The following is a 19,709-nucleotide window of genomic DNA, read 5'->3' on the forward strand; positions in this document are numbered from 1 at the left end:
GGTTACTCGAACAACGCATCCAAGGCCTGCTCCAGGCGTGTCACCGCAATGATCTGCAACCCCGGCGGCGCTTCCTTCGGTGCATTGCCCTTGGGCACGATGGCGCGCTTGAAGCCATGTTTGGCCGCTTCCTTGAGCCGCTCCTGGCCACTGGGCACCGGCCGGACTTCCCCCGACAGCCCTACTTCGCCGAACACCAGCAGATCATGGGGCAGCGGCCGGTTGCGCAGGCTGGACATCACCGCCGCCATCAACGCCAGGTCGGACGCGGTCTCCAGTACCTTGACCCCGCCCACGACGTTGAGGAACACGTCCTGGTCGTGAGTCGGAATCCCGCCGTGTCGATGCAACACCGCCAGTAGCATGGCCAGTCGATTCTGATCCAGACCCAGGGTGACCCGCCGTGGGTTCGCCAAGTGGCTGTCATCCACCAGCGCCTGCACTTCCACCAACATCGGGCGGGTTCCTTCCCACGTCGCCATGACCACACTGCCCGGGACTTCTTCCTGGGCACGCGTCAGAAAGATCGCCGAAGGGTTCGAGACTTCTTTCAGGCCCCTGTCGGTCATGCCGAACACACCCAATTCGTTAACGGCACCAAAGCGGTTCTTCACCGCCCGGAGCAAACGCAGGCGGCCATCGGATTCGCCTTCGAAATACAACACGGTATCGACCATGTGCTCCAACACCCGCGGTCCCGCCAACGCACCTTCCTTGGTGACGTGGCCCACCAGGAAAATCGCCGTGCCGCTCTGCTTGGCGTAGCGCACCAACAACGCCGCGCTTTCACGCACCTGGGACACGCCGCCCGGGGCCGATTGCAGCTGTTCGGTGAAAATGGTCTGGATGGAGTCGATCACCATCACCTTGGGCTTTTCCACGCGCGCCGTGGCGATGATGGTTTCGATGCAGGTCTCGGTCATGACCCGCAACTGGTCCTGGGGCAAGCCCAGGCGCCGGGCGCGCATGGCGACCTGCTGCTGGGACTCTTCGCCGGTGACGTACAGCGCCGGCATGCGGGTGGCGAGGTTGCACAAGGTTTGCAGCAGGATGGTGGATTTGCCGATGCCCGGGTCCCCACCGATCAGCACCACCGAACCGTCCACCAGACCGCCGCCCAGCACCCGGTCCAGTTCACCGGACGCGGTGGAAAATCTCGGGATTTCTTCAACGCTGACTTCGGCCAGGGTCTTGATCTGCGCCTGCTGGCCAGCCCAGCCCGTGCGCCCGGTGGGGGCCGCCGCGCCGCCGCTTTCCACCATGGTTTCGGTCAGGGTGTTCCAGGCCCCGCATTCGCTGCATTGGCCGGCCCATTTGGGAAAGGTCGAACCGCACTCGGTGCAGCCGTACATGCGCTTTGCCTTGGCCATCTGAACTCCGGGGTAAAACCGCGATGATAGCCCAGCCAAGGTTCACTGAGCGGCCGGCATTCTGATTTCACCCTTCGCCAGATCCGCCGCGGTATTGCCCAATGGGTCCCGAGCCTCCAGGTCGGCGCCCTTGGCCTTCAGGGCATCGAGCAACTCGCCACGCTTGAACAGCCCGGCATACATCGCGGCGGTCTGTCCGGCACCGTTGCGTTGGTCCGGGCTGCAATCGGTGGACAGCAAGCGACGGGCAATCTGCACTTCGCCCTTGAAAATGGCGCCCATCAGCGCCGTATTGCCGCGCTTGTCCTGGGCACAGGCATCGGCCCCCGCGGCCAGCAACCGCTCCACCGCCGGACCGTGGCCGTGATAAGCCGCCAGAATCAGCGCGGTGTAGCCCTTCTCATCTCGGGTATCCAGCGAATAACCGGCCTCGATAAACGTATCGAGCATCGGCACATCGCCCCGGCGAGCGGCGTCAAAATAATAGTTTTGCAGCTGTTCCTGGACCGCAGCCGGTTCGGTGGGCATTGGCTGATCGGCCAGTACGCTCAGTGACCAGGTCGCAAGCATCGACAAAAAGAATTTACCCATCATGACGTCTCCCCATGACTCAAGACTGTGGGAGCGAGCTTGCTCGCGATGCAGACGCTGCGGTGCACAGCCAGACCGAGTCGCCTGAATCGCGAGCAAGCTCGCTCCCACAGGTGGATCAGTCAGTCAGTTTTTCCGCCAGAGCCTTGACCCGAGCCAAGTCACCTTTGGCGACACGGGCCACGCCTGTGCCGTATTCAGGATCGGCCTTGTAGAGGAACGACAGGATGATGTGCTTGCTCTCGTCATCAGTGGTCGCCAAAGAGCCACCAAAACTTTCGATCAGGTCATCACGTTCTTTCTTGCTGAACGAACGATACAAATCACCGGCCTGCTTGAAGTTCTGCTCGCGCTGGATTTTCGCCTGCTGGGTGCTGCCACTCAGCGCGGCCTGGCTGTAGCGAGCCGCCTGCGGTTCTTCGCGAGGCGTCAGGCGGCTCGGCTGATAATTCACGCCGGTGCTGGTGCTGCCTGGGTTCATCGCACCGTCCTGGTTACCGTTGTTCACCGCCACCTTGGGGGCATTGATCGGCAATTGCAGGGCATTGGCGCCTAGGCGGTACATCTGCGTATCGGCATAGGAAAACACCCGCCCCTGGAGCAGACGGTCCTCGGAAGGCTCGATGCCTGGCACCAGATTCGCTGGCGCCATCGCCACCTGCTCGGTTTCCTGGAAGACATTCGCCGGATTGCGGTTCAAGACCATTTGCCCGACCTTGCGCTCAGGCACGCCCGGCCAGATCTTGGTCGCGTCCAATGGGTCGAAGTCGAACTTGGCAAGGTCTTGTGGATTGAGCACCTGGACGTACAAGTCCCACTTCGGGAAGTCGCCCTTATTAATATGACTCACCAGATCATTGGTCATATGGCTGTAATCCTGACCCTGAACTTTCACAACTTCTTTCGGATCGAGATTTTTCAAGCCCTGCAAACTTTTCCAATGAAACTTCACGTAATGAACGTCACCCTTGGCGTTAATCAGCTTGTAGGCATGTACACCGTTGCCGTCCATTTCACGGTAACTGGCCGGTGTGCCGGAGTTGGAATACAACTCGGTCAGGGTACGGGTCGACTCTGGGACATGGGAGAAGAAATCGAAACGCCGTGAATCATCGTCCAGGTTGGTCCGCGGGTCGGGTTTGAACGCGTGGACCATGTCCGGAAACTTGATGGCATCCCGAATGAAGAAAGTCGGGAAGTTATTGCCCACCAAGTCCCAGTTACCGTCGGCGGTGTAGAACTTCGTGGCGAAGCCACGGGGGTCGCGCAGGGTTTCCGGCGAATGATTACCGTGCACCACGGCAGAAAAACGCACGAACACCGGGGTGACCTGGCCTGCGGCGAAGACCTTGGCCTTGGTCAGGTCACTGAGATCGTCAGACACCGTGAATGTGCCGTGGGCACCGGTACCACGGGCATGCACCACGCGCTCGGGGATGCGTTCACGATCGAAGCGCTGGAGCTTCTGGATCAACTGCACGTCTTGCAGCAGGGTCGGACCGTTGGGACCTGCCGTCTGCGAATTCTGGTTATCGCCGACCGCCGCACCGTTGTCCCGGGTCAGGGTGGCCGCGTTGACAGACAAGGATAGAAGGCTCGCGGTCAGCACAAAAAGAGCGCGGCGATGGGAATAAGCCCCGTGGCCGAGGGAAGTGTTCATAGGCATGTTCCTCTGATGTTATAGGGCGCATCCATGTGCGCCCTCCAGAGGCTAGTGCCGGGAAAAGAAAAACCTAAATAGAAATGCCGTACCGTACCGATAGAAAAAACGTTATAGGCCCCACGGGACGAAACCGCGTATCACGCGCGATTGATGGCACTTTGTAAACTTTTCATCCGGGCCCCGGTCGATAACTGAAGCTTTGTAAGCAGGCGTTTCGAGCAGGACGCGTTGGGCTGATTTACACTGCCACTCATCTTTCATCTGTTACAAGGAATAACTCATGGGCGTGCTAAGCGAGTTCAAGGCCTTCGCGGTCAAAGGCAATGTCGTCGACATGGCCGTCGGGATCATCATCGGCGCCGCTTTCGGCAAAATCGTTTCTTCATTCGTCGGCGACGTGGTCATGCCACCGATCGGCCTGCTGATTGGTGGCGTGGATTTCAGTGACCTGGCCATCACCCTCAAGGCCGCCCAGGGTGATGCGCCTGCCGTGGTGCTGGCCTACGGTAAATTCATCCAGAGCACCATAGACTTCATCATCGTGGCGTTTGCCATTTTCATGGGCGTCAAGGCCATCAACCGCCTCAAGCGTGAAGAAGCCGTAGCCCCCAGCGCGCCCCCGGTTCCGACCAAGGAAGAGCTGCTGCTGAGTGAGATTCGCGACCTGCTCAAGGCTCAGAACGAGCGGCCCTGAGTCTACCAGTAGTTTTCCACCGCCACCTGGCCCGGACGACGGGTCAGGCTCAGTTGCAAGCCCCTGGCCTTGAGCAACTTGCGTGTGTCGTCGATCATTTGCGGGTTGCCGCACAGCATCACCCGCGAATGCTCCGGCGTCAGCACGACACCGGCCGCGCGCTCCAACTCGCCGTTGTCGATCAGCGTAGTAATGCGCCCACTGAGCGCCCCCGGATGCTGCTCACGGGTGACGGTCGCAATGAAACGAAACTTGTGAGCGTACTCGGCCAGGTAGTCGCGCTGGGGCAGTTCCTGGATCAGGTCCTGATACGCCAATTCCCGCGCCTCGCGCACGCTGTACACCAGGATGATCCGCTCGAATTTTTCCCAGGCCTCGAAATCCTGGAGGATCGAAAGAAACGGCGCCACGCCCGTTCCCGTGGACAGCAACCACAAATCCCGGCCATCGACGAAGCGGTCCAGCGTCAGGTAGCCAAAGGCCTGGCGCTCCACCAACAGTTCGTCACCCGGTTGCAGGCGGCTGAGTTCGCTGGTGAACTCGCCGTCGGGAACCACGATGGAAAAGAACTCGAGAAACTCGTCGAAGGGCGACGACACCATGGAGTATGCCCGCCAGACGGTGGTGCCGTCCGCCTTGGCCACACCCAGTCGGGCGAACTGACCCGCCCGGAAGCGAAAGCCGCGATCCCGGGTGGTGCGTAACGTAAACAAATGAGACGTCACTGGCTGGACATCGAGCAAGGTCTGGCGGGTGAACTTCTCTGCACTGTCGGTCATGAGCCACTCCTAAGGGACAAGACGTGCAGTGTCCCGCAAAGCGAGGGTCTTCACCACCGACAACAAGTAATGGCACTTTAGTTACAGTCGTCGCCTCCAACTCTGAATCCTTCACCAAACTTATACAAAGTTACCGCCATGTAAAACCAACCAAATAAAAATTCAACCCTTGATGTTTCAAAATGTAAGCAAGCTAAAAAAACTCTACTGAAAATTAGGATTAGTCCTACACTAAAATTTCGCATCATGGATTGGATCCGCATGGACGAATCAACCCAGGAGAGAGCGATGGACAGGTGGAAGGACTTGTTACTGAGGAAGTTATCCTGCGAAAAAGACCTGCAGACGGCCTATCGTCTGGTACTGAATTTCTTTAACAATCAGGGATTTGAATATTGCGCATTTGCAGCCTATCTCGGAAGCCCCGACAAACACACCAACAAGGTGAACCTGAATAACTACCCTTATGGATGGGACCGGCTTTATGAACAAAACGGTTATGCGTCGAGCGACCCATTAGTAGCACATTGCAATCAATCACAACTCCCAATCTTGTGGGATGAGACTGTTTTCGCTCAAACCCCCAAGTTATGGCGAGCACTTAATCAACAGGGACTCAAGTACGGCTGGACCCAGGCCGTTCATGACGACCAAGGAACACAGTGCAGCCTGTTCAGCCTCGCACGAACCCATTGCCCCATTGATATCGAGGAACACTATGGCAATCTCGGCTACGCCATCTTCGCCAGTCAAAAGCTGCATGCGCTCGCCAGCAAAAAACTGTCCGACACCGTCGCAGTCAAGCAGAACTATCACTTGTCGCCGAGAGAAATCGAAGTACTGAGGTGGTCGGCCGAAGGCAAGACGGCTTCGGAAGTGGGCAGGATTCTCTGTCTTTCCGAACGAACCGTGAATTTCCATGTGTGCAGTTGCATGCGAAAACTGAACGTCAGCAATAAAATTTCAGCGGTGGCTAAGGCTGCCCATATCCATGTGATCTGACCCGTGGTGCAGCACTGCCGAGCTGAAAACCGGCGAGTAATGTGCAACAAAAAAACGTACCATTTACGGTTCCTCTTGAATGATGCCGCTTTTTACACGCGACGCAGTTCATTCAGGCGGTCCCGCACAGACACCTACCTCCAGGCAGCGGGACATTCGTTGATTTCCAGAGTCCCCAGCCATGCCCCTGTTTGACAGCCCTTTCGCCCAACTCGACCTGATCCGCCAACCCGAACAGCAGAACGAGCCGCTGCAAGCCTTCGATGCGGCCGATGAATACCTGCTCGCGTATCTGGCCGAACAACAACCGACCGCGCAGACTCGGGTCCTGGTGCTCAATGACGGCTTCGGCGCCCTGGCTGCCAGCCTGGCCGGCAACGCCCTGGTGACCAGCAGCGGTGACTCTTTCCTGGCATTGCAGGCACTGGAGAAAAACCTGGTGCGCAATGGCCGGCCCTTCGATGCCGTGCCAACGTTGCCCGCCAGCGAACCGTTGACCGGCCCGTTCGATCGCGTTCTGATCAAAGTACCGAAAACCCTGGCCCTGCTGGAGGAACAACTGATTCGCCTGCAAGGCCAACTGGCGCCGGGCGCCCAGGTGATTGCCGGGGCCATGATCAAGCACCTGCCCCGGGCCGCCGGCGATTTGCTGGAGCGCTACATCGGCCCGGTGCAGGCCTCCCTGGCGGTAAAAAAAGCGCGGTTGTTGATCGCCACACCGCCCAGCGCCTCTTCATCCAACATTACGCCGGTCGTGTCGCCCTACCCCACGCGCTACTGGCTGGAAGAGCCGAAGATCGAACTGCTCAACCACGCCAATGTGTTCTGCCGCGAAGGCCTGGACATCGGCACGCGTGCGTTCCTGCCACACCTGCCGAAAAACCTCGGCACGGCCCGGGTCGCGGACCTGGGCTGCGGCAACGGCGTGCTGGCCATCGCCAGTGCCCTGCAAAACCCCGAGGCCCGCTACACCCTGGTGGACGAGTCGTATATGGCCGTGCAATCGGCCGCCGAGAACTGGCGTGCGGCCCTCGGCGAACGCGAAGCGACGATCCGGGCCGGCGATGGCCTGGCCGGGCAAGAAGCGCAGTCGCTGGATGTGGTGTTGTGCAACCCGCCCTTTCACCAGCAGCAAGTGGTGGGCGACTTCCTCGCCTGGCGGATGTTTCAGCAGGCTCGCGAAGCGTTGGTGGTGGGCGGCGCGCTGCACATCGTCGGCAACCGGCACCTGGGTTACCACAGCAAACTGGCGCGGTTGTTCCGAGGTGTCGAGCAAGTGGCCGCCACGCCGAAATTCGTGATTCTCAAAGCCCGCAAATAGCCCCTTCCCTGGGCGAACAAAGCTTGCTCGCCCAGGGAAGTCAGTGGGTGGTCAGCCCCGCGGCATTCATGAACATCCGCATCAGGCTGGCGACGATGAACAACGCCAGCACACTGCCAGCCCAGATCAACGCCAGCCAGCCGAGCCGCTGCCAGAGAGGCTTGCGTTCTGCGGCCTCAATGTCTTTCAAGTCAGGTTTGGCCACGCTCGACGTCCTCAATGGTAGCCGTCGTCATGGGTCACCTTGCCGCGGAACACGTAGTAGCTCCAGAAGGTGTACACCAGGATCAACGGAATGATGAACAGCGTGCCCACCAGCATGAAGCCTTGGCTCTGGGGCGGTGACGAGGCGTCCCAGATCGAGATGGACGGCGGCACGATGTTCGGCCACAGGCTGATGCCCAAGCCGCTGTAGCCGAGGAAGATCAGCACCAGGGTCAGGATGAAGGGCGTGTAGTTGGCGTTGCGGGCCACCGCGCGGAACAAACCGTACATGGTCACCAGCACCAGGATCGGCACCGGCAGGAACCAGAACAGGTTCGGCAAGGTGAACCAGCGGGCCGCGATGTCCGCGTGGGCCAGCGGCGTCCAGATGCTGACGATACCGATCACGGCCAGCACCACGAACGCCAGCGGCCGGGCCAGGTCATGCATCTGCTCTTGCAACTTGCCTTCGGTCTTCATGATCAGCCAGGTGCAGCCGAGCAACGCGTAGGCCGCGATCAACGCCAGGCCACAGAACACCGTGAATGGCGTGAACCAGTCCAAGGAACCGCCGGCGAACTGGCGATTGACCACTTCAAAGCCATCAATGAACGCCCCCAGCGCTACGCCCTGGAAGAAGGTGGCCGTCAGCGAACCGCCAATGAACGCCTTGTCCCAGAGGTGGCGCTTCTCAGCCTTGGCCTTGAAGCGGAACTCGAAGGCAACGCCGCGGAAGATCAGGCCGATGAGCATCAGGATCAACGGCAGGTACAGCGCCGAAAGCACCACCGAGTAGGCCAGCGGAAACGCCCCGAACAGCCCGGCACCGCCCAGCACCAGCCAGGTTTCGTTACCGTCCCAGACCGGTGCCACGGTGTTCATCATGACATCACGGTCGCGCTCGCCCTTGACGAAGGGGAAGAGGATGCCAATCCCCAGGTCGAAGCCGTCCATGATCACGTACATCATGATGCCGAAGATGATGACCACGGCCCAGATCAGCGGAAGATCAATACCCATGACTCAATTCCCCTTGTTCGAGCGGTCGTTGTGGTCCACATCGTCGTCGCCGTCGTCGGCTGCCGACAATGGTCGGGCCGGCGTACGTTTCTGGCCCGGGCCACCATCGCTCGGCTCGGCTTCGTGGGCCTCCGGCCCCTTGCGCACCAGGCGCATCATGTAGCTCAAACCTGCACCGAACAGCGCGAAATACACCACGACGAACAGCACCAGGGTGATGCTCATCTGCGCGAAACTATGGCCGGACGAAGCATCGGCCGTGCGCATCAAGCCATAGACCACCCAGGGCTGGCGGCCAATCTCCGTGGTGAACCAGCCGGCCAGGATCGCAACCAGCCCGGACGGCCCCATCCACAGCACCATGTAGAGGAACGGTCGGGATTGATAGATCCGATCCTTGCGGCGCAGCCACAGGCTGCACAGCCCAGTGAAAATCATCAGCAGCCCCAGGCCGACCATGACCCGGAACGACCAGAACACAATGGTCGAGTTCGGTCGGTCCTCAGGCGGGAACTCCTTGAGGGCCGGCACCTGCTTGTCCAGGCTGTGGGTCAGGATCAGACTGCCCAGGTAAGGAATTTCCACGGCGTACTTGGTTTTTTCCGCTTGCATGTCGGGCCAGCCGAACAGGATCAGCGGGGTCGGTTCATTGCCGACGTTTTCCCAGTGGCCCTCGATGGCGGCGATTTTCGCCGGTTGGTGCTTGAGGGTGTTCAGGCCATGGAAGTCGCCGATGACCGCTTGTATCGGCGCCACCAGCAAGGCCATCCACATCGCCATCGACAGCATCCGGCGGATGGCCGGGTTATCGCGGCCACGCAGCAAATGCCAGGCCGCCGACGAGCCGACGAAGAACGCCGTGGCGACGAACGCCGCGGTGGACATGTGCAGCAATCGATAAGGAAACGAGGGGTTGAACACCACCGCCAGCCAGTCCACCGGGATCACCCGGCCGTCGATGATTTCGTAGCCCTGGGGGGTCTGCATCCAACTGTTGGAGGACAAGATCCAGAAGGTCGAGATCAGGGTGCCGATCGCCACCATGACCGTGGAAAAGAAATGCAGGCCACGGCCGACGCGGTTCCAGCCAAACAACATCACGCCCAGGAAACCCGCTTCAAGGAAGAACGCCGTGAGCACCTCGTAGGTCAGCAAGGGGCCGGTCACCGCACCGGCGAAGTCCGAAAAGCGGCTCCAGTTGGTCCCGAATTGATAGGCCATGACCAACCCGGAGACCACCCCCATGCCGAAGTTGACGGCAAAGATTTTCGACCAGAAGTGGTACAGGTCGCGGTAGGTGTCATCGCGGGTCTTGAGCCACAGCCCCTCGAGCACCGCCAGGTAACTCGCCAGGCCGATGGTGATGGCCGGGAACAGGATGTGGAACGAGATCGTGAACGCGAACTGGATTCGGGCGAGATCGAGCGCCTCCAAACCGAACATAAGTCTTCCTCTGTCAGGTAAAACCGGCTGCGGGCGGGGCTGGCACCACCCCCCAGGGATATGGAGTGCGATGCGTTTCAAATCGTTCTTTTTATAACCGTCACACCGCAGGACTCTGGCCGGACGGCCGCCAGCCCAACGCCCCGAGGGGTATTGATCTGGATCAAGCAATGCTCAAAGAGTAGTCGCAATATTGCCGATGGACGGCGTGGTCTTTTGTCGCGTGACAGGTTGTCTCAGTGCGGGGGGGGCAGCATCGACTCCGTTGTTTTGAAAGCACACAGTAACCCGTGGCGAGGGAGCTTGCTCCCGCTCGACTGCGCAGCAGTCGCCTTTCTTGGGGCCGCTTCGCGGCCCAGCGGGAGCAAGCTCCCTCGCCACAGTTGTCCGCCATGCCTCTGGGCTACAGGGTTCCAAGGATTGAAGTAGATGTTTGGCTAACTATTTTTTCCAGCAGACGTAATTTCCAGTTACAGCTCGGCGATAATCTCGTGGCCTTCCTCACCGGACCCGCCCTAGATGCCCAGCCAAGCGCCGCTGCTGCTCCGTCACCATCGTCCCTTCATCGCCTTCTGGCTGGCCCGGATATTCACCGCCAGCGGCTTCCAGATGCTCACCGTGGCCATCGGCTGGAACCTCTATCAACTGACCGGCAACGTTCTGGACCTGGGCTTGGTGGGGTTGGTGGAGTTTGCCCCGCGCGTGCTGTTCATGCTCCACACCGGGCACGTGGCGGACCGCTATGACCGGCGCAAGGTCGCAGCCATTTGCCAGTCGTTGCAGGCCATGATTGCCCTGGCGCTGGCAATTGGCAGCGCTACCGACAACGTCACGCGGGAGATGATCTTCATTCTCGCCTTCCTGCTGGGCGCCGCTCGCTCCTTCGAAATGCCGACCACTCAGGCGTTGCTGCCGAGCATCGTGCCGGCGGGCCTGTTTCCCCGCGCCGTGGCCGCCGCGCAATCGGCCCAGCAATCGGCCACCATCGTCGCTCCGGCACTCGGCGGCTTGCTCTACGCCTTCGGCAGCGTCTGGGTCTATGGGCCGACGGTGCTGCTCTACATCATCGCCTGCTGCCTGATGCTCAACCTGCCAGCCCGGCAGACGCCGCTGAACAAAGGCAAGGCGACTTTGGATTCTTTGCTGGCCGGGATTCGCTTCATTCGCAGCCGCCCGGACATTCTCGGGGCGATCTCCCTGGACCTGTTCGCGGTGTTACTCGGCGGCGCGACGGCGCTGCTGCCGGTGTTCGCCAAGGACATCCTGCTCACCGGCCCCTGGGGCTTGGGCCTGTTGCGTTCGGCACCGGCGGTCGGGGCCTTGCTGATGTCGTTGTGGCTGGCGCGGTTTGCCGTGGAGCGCAAGGTCGGCCGGGTGATGTTCACCGCGGTGGGCGTGTTCGGCGTCGCCACCATTGCCTTCGGCCTCTCCACCTCGTTCTGGTTTTCCCTGGCGGTGCTGGTGGTGCTGGGCGCGGCAGACATGATCAGCATGGTGATCCGTGCCTCGTTCGTGCAACTGGAAACCCCGGATGAAATGCGCGGCCGGGTCAGCGCGGTGAACGGGCTGTTCATCGGCGCTTCGAACCAGCTGGGCGAGTTCGAATCCGGCCTCACCGCCCACTGGTTCGGCACAGTGCCGGCGGTGGTCATGGGCGGTGTCGGCACGCTGTTGGTGACCGGGACCTGGATCAAGCTGTTCCCGACCTTGGCCAACCGCGATCGGATGCACGAACCGGCGGACGAAGCGAAAGCCTAGTGGCCTGTGGGGTAACTCGTGCAGGCCACTAGAGCAACTTGTCGAGGGTGATGGGGAAGTCCCGCACCCGCTTGCCGGTGGCGTGGTAAATCGCATTGGCCACCGCCGCGGCCACCCCGACGACGCCGATTTCGCCGACGCCCTTGGACCCGAGCGCATTGACGATCGCGTCCTGTTCCTCGACGAAAATCACCTCGATGTCACCAATGTCGGCGCTGACCGGCACGTGATACTCCGCCAGGTTGTGGTTCATGTGACGCCCCAGGGCGTGATCGGTCAGGGTTTCTTCGTGCAGGGCCATGCCGACGCCCCACACCACGCCGCCGAGAATCTGGCTGCGGGCGGTTTTCGGGTTGACGACCCGGCCGGCGGCGATGGCGCTGACCACTCGATTGACCCTCACCGTTCCCAAGTCCTCATCCACCCACACTTCGACAAACACCGCCGAGTGAGTGGCCGTGGCGTAGGCCTGGCGTTTTGCATCCGGCTCGGCGGTGACCTGGGCCTGCAGCGGCGTCTCGCCACTTTTTTGCGCCAGTTCCGCTAATGCCACGCTCGCTTCACCCAGCCGCAGTTGGCCATCGACAAACGTCACTTGCTCAAGGGTCGCGCCACCGAAGGCCGGACAGGCCTGGCGGGCCACGGCCAGGAGTTTTTCCTTCAGTGCTTCACAGGCCTGCTGCACGGCGCTGCCCACCGACGAGACGGTGAACGAACCGCCCTGCAGCGGCGCAGTGGGCAGCGACGAATCCCCCAGGACAAACGTGACGTCCTCAAGGGAAACGCCTGATGCCTCGGCGGCGATCTGGGTCATGACCGTGTAGGTCCCGGTGCCGATGTCCGTGGTGGCACTGCTGACGGTCAGCTTGCCATGCGTATCCAGAGAAGCTTTGGCACTGGCCTTCTGCTGCATGGCTTCCCACACGCCACCGGCCATGCCCCAGCCGACCAGTTGCCGGCCTTCACGCATGCTGCGTGGTTCCGGGTTGCGTTTGTCCCAGCCGAAACGACGGGCACCTTGGGCATAACACTCACGCAGTTCCTTGCTGGAATACGGCTTGCCTTCGTTCTCGTTGCGTTCGGCGTAGTTGGTCAACCGCAGTTGGATCGGATCGATCGCCAGGGCACAGGCCAGTTCATCCATGGCGCACTCCAGGCCAATCAGCCCTAGGGCGGCACCGGGCGCGCGCATGTCCAAGGGCGTGTAGACGTCCAGCGGCACCAACTTGTAGGTCAACGCCACGTTGTCGCAGTGATAAAGCATGCCGCTCCACTCCACCACGTGTTCGGTGAAGTCTTCGAAGCGCGAGGTCTGGCCGATAGCGGTGTGCGCCACAGCCAGCAAGCGACCGTTGGCCGCCGCCCCCAGTTGCACCCGTTGGAGGGTTCGCGGCCGATAGCCAAAGGTAAACATCTGCTGGCGCGTCAGACTGACCCGTACCGAGCGCTTGAGAGCCAGTGCCGCCATCACGGCCAACGGCAATTGATACTGCGGGCGCAGCCCGGAACCGAAGGCACCGCCGACAAACGCGGCAAACACCCGCACCTGTTCTTTCTCCAGGCCGAAGACCTTTTGCACATAGGCTTGGCAGTTCTGCGTGCCTTGGGTCTTGTCGTGGATGTGCAGGGTGCCATCAGGTTGATACAACACGGTGGAGGCGTGTGGCTCCATCGGGTTGTGGTGTTCGACCGGCGTGCTGTAGGACACATCCACGCTGAGCGCGGAGCTGGCGTACTCGCCCTGAACATTCCCACGGGGCTTGGGCAGTTCAGCCGGTGCCGGATGGGCGTCGTTTTGCAAGGTGATCAGATCAGTCTGATGCTCCTCGGCGTCGTATTCGATTTCAACCAGCGAACCGGCATACCGGGCCAGCTCAAGGTTTTCCGCCACCACCAGGGCCAGCGGCTGGCCGCTGTAGAGTACCTGGTCGTTGTACAACGGCCGGAAGGGCGAGCCGTCCGCCGCATCGGCATCCTGGTAGGGCTCGTCGTAGCTGGCAATCCTCGGCCGGTTGGTATGGTCGATGACCGCGACCACGCCGGGCAGTGCCAGGGCTCGGGACGCATCGATGCGCACTACGCGGCCACGGGCGACCGTACCGGAGACGACGCTGCCGTGCAGCAAGCCGTCCTCGGGGTACTCAGCAGCGTAACGGGCCTGGCCCGTCACCTTGAGCAAGCCGTCGACCCGGTCGAGGGGTTGCCCTATGGATTTGCTCGAAGCGTTCATCAGGCGTGTCCTCCCTGGGGTGCGCAACCCAATGCGGCGTCACTCAAGGCACGGACAATCGCCCGGCGCGCCAGTCTGACTTTGAAGCCGTTGTGCTCCAGCGGCTCGGCGTTTTGCAGCAGCGCGTCGGCAGCAGCGGTGAAGGTTTCGCGGCTGACGGTCTGCCCGGTCAACCAGCTCTCCACGGCGCGGTCGCGCCAGGGTTTGTGCGCCACCCCTCCCAGGGCCAGGCGCGCCTGGCGGATCACCGGCCCGTCCAGCTCCAGCGCCGCAGCCACTGAAACCAGCGCAAAGGCGTAGGAGGCGCGATCACGGATCTTCAGGTAGTGGCTATGGTCGGCAAAACCGGCGGCAGGCAATTCGATAGCGGTGATCAGCTCATCGTCGGCCAGTTGGTTATCCCGCTCCGGCGCATCGCCGGGCAGGCGATGGAAGTCGGCGAACTCGATGGTCCGCGCCCCACCCCGTCCCAGGACATGGACCACCGCTTCCAGGGCGGCCAGAGCCACGCACATGTCGGAGGGATGGGTGGCCACGCATTGATCGCTGGCACCGAAAATCGCGTGGATCCGGTTCAAACCGTTCCGGGCCGGGCAACCACTACCGGGCCGGCGTTTGTTGCACGGCACGCTCGCATCATAGAAGTAATAGCAGCGGGTGCGTTGCAGCAGGTTGCCGCCGGTGCTGGCCATGTTGCGTAGCTGTGGTGAGGCACCGGCCAGGATCGCTTGGGACAGCAGTGGATAACGGCGCTCGATCCACGGGTGCCAGGCCAGATCGGCATTGCTCACCAAGGCCCCGATCATCACCCCGCCGGAAGGGGTTTCACTGAGGTCCGCCAGGGGCAAACCCGTGATGTCGATCAGGTGCTCGGGACGGGTGATGTTTTCCTTCATCAGGTCCAGCAGGTTGGTGCCGCCGGCGATGAAGCGGGAAACCGGGCTCGACAAATCGACGGCGGCCTGCACGGTGTCGGGCTTGCTGTATTGGAAGGGATTCATTGATCACCTCCCTGCTGGCAAAGTGGCAGAGCTTCTTCGATGGCATCGCGAATGTTGGCGTAGGCGCCGCAGCGGCACAGGTTGCCGCTCATCAACTCGCTGATCTGCCCACGGGTCTGTGCCCGCCCCTCATTGGCCAAGCCCACCGCCGAACAGATCTGCCCTGGCGTGCAATAACCGCACTGGAACGCGTCGTGCTTGATGAAAGCCTGCTGCATAGGGTGCAACTGGTCGTCGCTGGCCAGGCCTTCGACAGTGATCAGTTCGGCGCCGTCACACATGACGGCCAGCGTAAGACAGGCGTTGATCCGCTTGCCGTCGCGCAGCACCGTGCAGGCACCGCATTGGCCGTGGTCGCAGCCTTTCTTGCTGCCCACCAGGTCCAGTTGCTCACGTAGCAGGTCCAGTAACGTGGTCCAGGCCAGCACTTGCAACTCTCGCACCTGGCCATTGAGGGTCAGACGGATCGGATGACGGACGAAGGACGCCTGCGTCGCTTCGGACAGGGTCGCGCTCATGGAACACCTCACGGTTAGTCGTACTCGCGGCGTTTTGGAAAACCGCCGTCATAAGGGGTACGACTTCAGGGTAGGGGTGAGCGTTCAAGGCAAATGCGCGATGAAAGAATGCCAGCGTCTGCTTCGCAGCCGAGCGGGAGCAAGCTCCCTCGCCACAGGCCGATGTGGATCAAGAGTGTCAGGCCAGCAACTCTGCCGCCACCACGCTCCTCACGCCCTTGCCACAGAGTTGCTCCACCAGCGTCAAGGCAAACGCCAGGGCGGCGGCCGAGCCTTGGGCGGTGATGCAGTTGCCGTCCACCACCACAGGCTGATCGACGAAGCTGCAACCGGACAACTGCTGGCTTACTGCGGGCAGGCAGGTCATGCGGCGCTGACGCAGGACGCCGGACGCCTGTAGCGCCAGGGCCGGGGCTTCGGCGATGGCGGCGAAGAAACGTCCGACGGCGGCCTGGTCCTTGAGCCGTTGTTGCAGCGGCTGATGAGCCGCCAGGTGCTGGGCGCCGATGATGCCGCCTGGCAGGACGACCAGGTCGAAATCCTGCGCGAGCACGTCCACCAGCATGCCATCGGCCGTCAGGCGCGTGCCGCGGGCACAGGTGAGCATGCGCCGCCCTTCGATGCTCGCCACCACGGTTTCGATCTGCGCTCGACGCAGCACGTCGATCAAGGTGACCGTCTGCAAGTCGTCGACACCCTCGGCGACGGCTATCAGGGCTCGGGGGATCTTGGTTCCAGGAATCATGGGCGCTCTCCGCTGGGTGATGCTTGTAGTGTAGGAGCTGCCGAAGGCTGCGATCTTTTGATATGCGCTTGAGATTCAAGCGTCGGGGGAAAGATCGCAGCCTCGCTGCGCTCGACAGCTCCTACACAGCGCCTACAGGAGACAGCGATTACTTGATGTACAGCTGGGTCGACATCCGGTTGCCCGGTGCGTTGATCGACTGGTTGCTGAAGCTGAAGGTGCCCTCTTGCTTGCCCTTCAGGTCGAAGATATACAAATAGCCGACGACCTTGGTCCGCACGGAGCAGTCATTGAGATTGCCATTGCTGTACGCGCACACCGGCGAGCGGATGCCATCGACCTCGAAACCGTCCAGGGTGACGTGGGGTTGACGGCCATAGCCGACCTCCAGCACATAGACCTTGATCGTCGGGCCATGATCGCAACGCGTCTGCGCCTGCCCCGGGACGATGTCCTCGAAGCCGCAGGCCGGCGATTCGACCTTGAGCACCTTGACCTCACTCAAGGGCGCTGCCGACGCGGCATGGACGGCCTGGCCGGGCAACCACAGGCCCAGCGCGCAGCCCACGGCCGCTAGCAGCTTTTTATTCATATGAAGCATAGAGACCTCCCGGAACCGCGCGCAGTATGGCCCACTTGGCGCGTTGGCAAAACATCGACGACGATCGCAGCCACAACGCTACGCTGCTGGTATGATGCGCGGCTTTTTCCGACCCGCAGAAAATTCCCGGGCGCCGCTGGCGACCTGTGCTTTGCTGTTGAGGTCGATACATTCACGGCGCCGGGCGCGCCACGGGGAGCAGACATGCTGGAAAGGCTGTTTCAACTCAAGGCACACAACACCAACGTGCGGACCGAGATCCTGGCGGGCGTCACGACCTTCCTGGCCATGGCCTACATCCTGTTCGTCAACCCGAGCATCCTTGGCGAAACCGGCATGGACAAAGGCGCGGTGTTCGTCGCCACCTGCCTGGCCGCGGCCATTGGCTCCACGGTCATGGGCCTGATCGCCAACTACCCGATCGCCCTGGCACCGGGCATGGGCCTGAATGCCTTCTTCACCTACACCGTGGTCCTGCACATGGGTCATACCTGGCAAGTGGCGCTGGGCGCGGTGTTCATTTCCGCTGTGCTGTTCTTCCTGCTGTCGATCTTTCGCATCCGCGAGTGGATCATCAACAGCATCCCGCTACCCCTGCGTTCGGCCATCGCCGCCGGTATCGGCCTGTTTCTGGCGCTGATTGCCCTGAACAACGCCGGCATCGTGGTGAAAAACCCGGCGACCATGGTCGGCCTCGGCGATTTGAAGCAACCGGCGCCGATCCTCGCCACCCTCGGTTTCGTCCTGATCGTCGCCCTCGAAGCGCTGAAAGTGCGCGGCGCAGTGCTGATCGGCATCCTGGCGGTCACCCTTGTTTCGATCCTGATGGGCTTCACGCCGTTCGGCGGCGTGATGTCCATGCCGCCCTCCCTGGCCCCGACCTTCCTGCAACTGGACATCAAGGGCGCCCTGGACATCGGCCTGGTGAGCGTGATCTTCGCCTTCCTGTTCGTCGACCTGTTCGACAACTCCGGCACCCTGATCGGCGTCGCCAAGCGCGCCGGGCTGATGGGCAAAGACGGCCATATGCCAAAGATGGGCCGTGCACTGATCGCCGACAGCACCGCCGCCATGGCTGGTTCGCTGCTGGGCACCTCCACCACCACCAGTTACATCGAATCGGCAGCGGGCGTCAGCGCCGGCGGACGCACCGGCCTGACCGCCATCGTGGTGGCGATCCTGTTCCTGCTGGCGCTGTTCTTCTCGCCACTGGCCGCCAGCGTCCCGGCCTTCGCCACCGCGCCGGCCTTGTTGTTCGTCGCCGTGCTGATGACCTCGGGCCTGGCGGAAATCGACTGGGATGACATCACCGTCGCCGCCCCGGTGGTGATCACTGCCTTGGCGATGCCATTCACCTATTCCATCGCCAACGGCATCGCCTTCGGTTTCATTGCCTGGACCGCCATCAAACTGGTGTCTGGCCGTGGCCGTGAGCTGAACCCGGCGCTGGTCATTCTGTCGATCCTGTTCGTGATCAAGTTGGGTTGGTTCAACGCATGACTTTTGATTCCCAGGCCTACGCCGCTCAGTTGCAGGACAAGGTCACCCGCTTGCGTGACCTGCTGGCCCCATTCGAGGCACCGGAACCCGCGGTGTTTGATTCGCCCCTGAAAAACTTTCGCCTGCGGGCCGAGTTCCGCCTGTGGCGCGAGGCCGGTGAACGGCATTACGCGATGTTCTCCCAGGACGACAAGCGCACGCCGATCCTCATCGAGGAATTTCCCATCGCCAGCCTGCGCATCAACCAGTTGATGCCGCAACTCAAGGCCGCCTGGCAAGCCAGCGCGCCGCTGAGCCATAAGTTGTTCCAGGTGGAGTTCCTGACCACCCTGGCGGGGGACGCGATGATCACCCTGTGTTATCACCGCCCGCTGGACGAGCACTGGCACGCTGCCGCCTCGAAGCTGGCAACCGACCTGGGCGTGAGCATCATTGGCCGCTCCAAGGGCAAGCGGGAAGTGATCGGCCATGATTATGTGGTGGAGAAACTCGAAGTGGGCGGCCGCACCTTCAGCTATCGCCAGCCCGAAGGCGCCTTCACCCAGCCCAACGGCACGGTGAACCAGAAGATGCTCAACTGGGCCTACGAGGCATTGGGGGAGCGCAACGACGATCTGCTGGAGTTGTACTGCGGCAACGGCAACTTCACCTTGCCCTTGGCCACCCGTGTGCGCAAAGTCCTGGCCACCGAAATCAGCAAGACCTCGGTGAACGCCGCGCTGAGCAATCTCAGCGAAAACGCTGTGGATAACGTCACGCTGGTGCGTCTGTCAGCCGAAGAGCTGACCGAAGCCCTGAACGAAGTCCGCCCGTTCCGCCGCCTGCAGGGCGTTGACCTGAAAAGCTACGAATTCGGCAGCGTCTTCGTCGACCCGCCTCGCGCCGGCATGGACCCGGATACCTGCGAGCTGACCCGGCGCTTCGACAACATCCTGTACATCTCCTGCAACCCAGACACCCTCGCCGCGAACATCGCGCAACTGAACGACACCCACCGCATCACGCGCTGCGCGTTGTTCGATCAATTTCCCTGGACCCACCACATGGAATCCGGGGTGTTGTTGACTCGACGGTAAGTCACCGGGGAGAGGGAACTTGCTCCCTCTCCATAATTGCTGCCTCCAAATTCCCGAGCCCTGAGAAGCTTGTTCGATCATCGAACACTTAATAGCCATGGGCGTCGGCTTTATTTGACCAAATTAACCATCTAGTACAATTTATCTCCACCGGCTGAAACCCCGCCGACACCAACAATAAAAATGTGGAGAA

18 protein-coding genes are annotated in these 19,709 nt (G+C 61.5%); 6 read left to right on the forward strand and 12 right to left on the reverse strand.

Translation table 11 applies throughout. The features are described 5' to 3' along the window. Window positions 1-2: 2 nt before the first annotated feature. From radA to katB, 3 genes are all read right to left on the reverse strand, one after another. Window positions 3-1,370 carry a DNA repair protein RadA gene (gene radA, locus AB7M32_RS00550; protein ID WP_060740535.1) on the reverse strand — a complete coding sequence of 456 codons (1,368 nt, stop codon included), beginning with the start codon at window positions 1,368-1,370 and terminating at the stop codon, window positions 3-5. A 42-nt stretch (window positions 1,371-1,412) separates the two neighbouring features. Beyond that, window positions 1,413-1,961 (reverse strand): ankyrin repeat domain-containing protein, encoded by a 549-nt coding sequence (locus tag AB7M32_RS00555; RefSeq protein ID WP_454248814.1) that lies wholly within the window; start codon window positions 1,959-1,961, stop codon window positions 1,413-1,415. A 118-nt stretch (window positions 1,962-2,079) separates the two neighbouring features. Next, window positions 2,080-3,621, reverse strand: a complete 1,542-nt coding sequence (gene katB / locus AB7M32_RS00560) for a catalase KatB (RefSeq protein ID WP_092205467.1) — start codon at window positions 3,619-3,621, stop codon at window positions 2,080-2,082. Between the two features lie 283 nt (window positions 3,622-3,904). Here katB and mscL point away from each other — a divergent pair, with 283 nt between their 5' ends. Further along, complete coding sequence (mscL, locus tag AB7M32_RS00565) at window positions 3,905-4,318, forward strand: large-conductance mechanosensitive channel protein MscL (RefSeq protein ID WP_003205779.1); 414 nt, start codon at window positions 3,905-3,907, stop codon at window positions 4,316-4,318. A 2-nt stretch (window positions 4,319-4,320) separates the two neighbouring features. On the opposite strand, the gene AB7M32_RS00570 is transcribed toward mscL, so the two are convergent. After that, a complete protein-coding gene (locus AB7M32_RS00570; RefSeq protein ID WP_454248815.1) occupies window positions 4,321-5,097 on the reverse strand; it encodes a ferredoxin--NADP reductase in 777 nt (258 codons plus the stop codon). Between the two features lie 261 nt (window positions 5,098-5,358). On the opposite strand from AB7M32_RS00570, the gene AB7M32_RS00575 reads away from it, so the two are divergent. Both AB7M32_RS00575 and AB7M32_RS00580 read left to right on the forward strand, forming a co-directional pair. Further along, window positions 5,359-6,099 (forward strand): autoinducer binding domain-containing protein, encoded by a 741-nt coding sequence (locus tag AB7M32_RS00575; protein WP_454248816.1) that lies wholly within the window; start codon window positions 5,359-5,361, stop codon window positions 6,097-6,099. A gap of 181 nt (window positions 6,100-6,280) precedes the next feature. After that, window positions 6,281-7,420, forward strand: a complete 1,140-nt coding sequence (locus AB7M32_RS00580) for a methyltransferase (protein WP_454248817.1) — start codon at window positions 6,281-6,283, stop codon at window positions 7,418-7,420. A gap of 40 nt (window positions 7,421-7,460) precedes the next feature. Here AB7M32_RS00580 and AB7M32_RS00585 read toward each other — a convergent pair whose 3' ends face one another. Genes AB7M32_RS00585 through AB7M32_RS00595 form a run of 3 tightly spaced genes read right to left on the reverse strand, consistent with a single transcriptional unit; the run spans window position 7,461 to window position 10,087 of the window. After that, the gene (locus AB7M32_RS00585; protein ID WP_003205785.1) at window positions 7,461-7,625 is read right to left on the reverse strand and encodes a DUF2474 domain-containing protein; all 165 of its coding nucleotides are present in this window, start codon (window positions 7,623-7,625) and stop codon (window positions 7,461-7,463) included. An 11-nt stretch (window positions 7,626-7,636) separates the two neighbouring features. Then, the gene (cydB, locus tag AB7M32_RS00590) at window positions 7,637-8,644 is read right to left on the reverse strand and encodes a cytochrome d ubiquinol oxidase subunit II (protein WP_053125566.1); all 1,008 of its coding nucleotides are present in this window, start codon (window positions 8,642-8,644) and stop codon (window positions 7,637-7,639) included. A 3-nt stretch (window positions 8,645-8,647) separates the two neighbouring features. Then, window positions 8,648-10,087, reverse strand: a complete 1,440-nt coding sequence (locus AB7M32_RS00595) for a cytochrome ubiquinol oxidase subunit I (protein ID WP_072411397.1) — start codon at window positions 10,085-10,087, stop codon at window positions 8,648-8,650. A 519-nt stretch (window positions 10,088-10,606) separates the two neighbouring features. On the opposite strand from AB7M32_RS00595, the gene AB7M32_RS00600 reads away from it, so the two are divergent. Continuing rightward, window positions 10,607-11,845 (forward strand): MFS transporter, encoded by a 1,239-nt coding sequence (locus tag AB7M32_RS00600; protein WP_072411401.1) that lies wholly within the window; start codon window positions 10,607-10,609, stop codon window positions 11,843-11,845. Between the two features lie 28 nt (window positions 11,846-11,873). On the opposite strand, the gene AB7M32_RS00605 is transcribed toward AB7M32_RS00600, so the two are convergent. The 5 genes from AB7M32_RS00605 to AB7M32_RS00625 form a co-directional block, all read right to left on the reverse strand. Then, window positions 11,874-14,075, reverse strand: coding sequence for a xanthine dehydrogenase family protein molybdopterin-binding subunit (locus tag AB7M32_RS00605; RefSeq protein WP_454248818.1), 2,202 nt, complete (start codon window positions 14,073-14,075; stop codon window positions 11,874-11,876). Beyond that, complete coding sequence (locus AB7M32_RS00610; protein WP_072411406.1) at window positions 14,075-15,076, reverse strand: FAD binding domain-containing protein; 1,002 nt, start codon at window positions 15,074-15,076, stop codon at window positions 14,075-14,077. Before AB7M32_RS00610 ends, AB7M32_RS00605 begins: the two co-directional genes overlap by 1 nt. Continuing rightward, a complete protein-coding gene (locus AB7M32_RS00615; RefSeq protein WP_454248819.1) occupies window positions 15,073-15,594 on the reverse strand; it encodes a (2Fe-2S)-binding protein in 522 nt (173 codons plus the stop codon). Before AB7M32_RS00615 ends, AB7M32_RS00610 begins: the two co-directional genes overlap by 4 nt. Before the next feature lie 178 nt (window positions 15,595-15,772). Further along, window positions 15,773-16,339, reverse strand: a complete 567-nt coding sequence (locus tag AB7M32_RS00620; RefSeq protein ID WP_072411408.1) for a DJ-1 family glyoxalase III — start codon at window positions 16,337-16,339, stop codon at window positions 15,773-15,775. Window positions 16,340-16,487: 148 nt separating this feature from the next. Beyond that, window positions 16,488-16,940, reverse strand: coding sequence for a DUF4879 domain-containing protein (locus AB7M32_RS00625; RefSeq protein WP_454248820.1), 453 nt, complete (start codon window positions 16,938-16,940; stop codon window positions 16,488-16,490). A gap of 204 nt (window positions 16,941-17,144) precedes the next feature. On the opposite strand from AB7M32_RS00625, the gene AB7M32_RS00630 reads away from it, so the two are divergent. Both AB7M32_RS00630 and trmA read left to right on the forward strand, forming a co-directional pair. After that, complete coding sequence (locus AB7M32_RS00630; RefSeq protein WP_072411412.1) at window positions 17,145-18,440, forward strand: NCS2 family permease; 1,296 nt, start codon at window positions 17,145-17,147, stop codon at window positions 18,438-18,440. Beyond that, a complete protein-coding gene (trmA, locus tag AB7M32_RS00635; RefSeq protein WP_072411414.1) occupies window positions 18,437-19,516 on the forward strand; it encodes a tRNA (uridine(54)-C5)-methyltransferase TrmA in 1,080 nt (359 codons plus the stop codon). The genes AB7M32_RS00630 and trmA overlap by 4 nt, the downstream gene beginning before the upstream one ends. Window positions 19,517-19,709 lie beyond the last annotated feature (193 nt).

Source organism: Pseudomonas sp. R151218B TE3479 (assembly GCF_053629195.1).

Bases quoted from the DNA above. Each gene is read 5' to 3' on its own strand.
- radA (WP_060740535.1), bottom strand. From the start codon at position 1,370: ATGGCCAAGGCAAAGCGCATGTACGGCTGCACCGAGTGCGGTTCGACC.
- AB7M32_RS00555 (WP_454248814.1), bottom strand. From the start codon at position 1,961: ATGGGTAAATTCTTTTTGTCGATGCTTGCGACCTGGTCACTGAGCGTA.
- katB (WP_092205467.1), bottom strand. From the start codon at position 3,621: ATGAACACTTCCCTCGGCCACGGGGCTTATTCCCATCGCCGCGCTCTT.
- mscL (WP_003205779.1), top strand. From the start codon at position 3,905: ATGGGCGTGCTAAGCGAGTTCAAGGCCTTCGCGGTCAAAGGCAATGTC.
- AB7M32_RS00570 (WP_454248815.1), bottom strand. From the start codon at position 5,097: ATGACCGACAGTGCAGAGAAGTTCACCCGCCAGACCTTGCTCGATGTC.
- AB7M32_RS00575 (WP_454248816.1), top strand. From the start codon at position 5,359: ATGGACGAATCAACCCAGGAGAGAGCGATGGACAGGTGGAAGGACTTG.
- AB7M32_RS00580 (WP_454248817.1), top strand. From the start codon at position 6,281: ATGCCCCTGTTTGACAGCCCTTTCGCCCAACTCGACCTGATCCGCCAA.
- cydB (WP_053125566.1), bottom strand. From the start codon at position 8,644: ATGGGTATTGATCTTCCGCTGATCTGGGCCGTGGTCATCATCTTCGGC.
- AB7M32_RS00595 (WP_072411397.1), bottom strand. From the start codon at position 10,087: ATGTTCGGTTTGGAGGCGCTCGATCTCGCCCGAATCCAGTTCGCGTTC.
- AB7M32_RS00600 (WP_072411401.1), top strand. From the start codon at position 10,607: ATGCCCAGCCAAGCGCCGCTGCTGCTCCGTCACCATCGTCCCTTCATC.
- AB7M32_RS00605 (WP_454248818.1), bottom strand. From the start codon at position 14,075: ATGAACGCTTCGAGCAAATCCATAGGGCAACCCCTCGACCGGGTCGAC.
- AB7M32_RS00610 (WP_072411406.1), bottom strand. From the start codon at position 15,076: ATGAATCCCTTCCAATACAGCAAGCCCGACACCGTGCAGGCCGCCGTC.
- AB7M32_RS00615 (WP_454248819.1), bottom strand. From the start codon at position 15,594: ATGAGCGCGACCCTGTCCGAAGCGACGCAGGCGTCCTTCGTCCGTCAT.
- AB7M32_RS00620 (WP_072411408.1), bottom strand. From the start codon at position 16,339: ATGATTCCTGGAACCAAGATCCCCCGAGCCCTGATAGCCGTCGCCGAG.
- AB7M32_RS00625 (WP_454248820.1), bottom strand. From the start codon at position 16,940: ATGCTTCATATGAATAAAAAGCTGCTAGCGGCCGTGGGCTGCGCGCTG.
- AB7M32_RS00630 (WP_072411412.1), top strand. From the start codon at position 17,145: ATGCTGGAAAGGCTGTTTCAACTCAAGGCACACAACACCAACGTGCGG.
- trmA (WP_072411414.1), top strand. From the start codon at position 18,437: ATGACTTTTGATTCCCAGGCCTACGCCGCTCAGTTGCAGGACAAGGTC.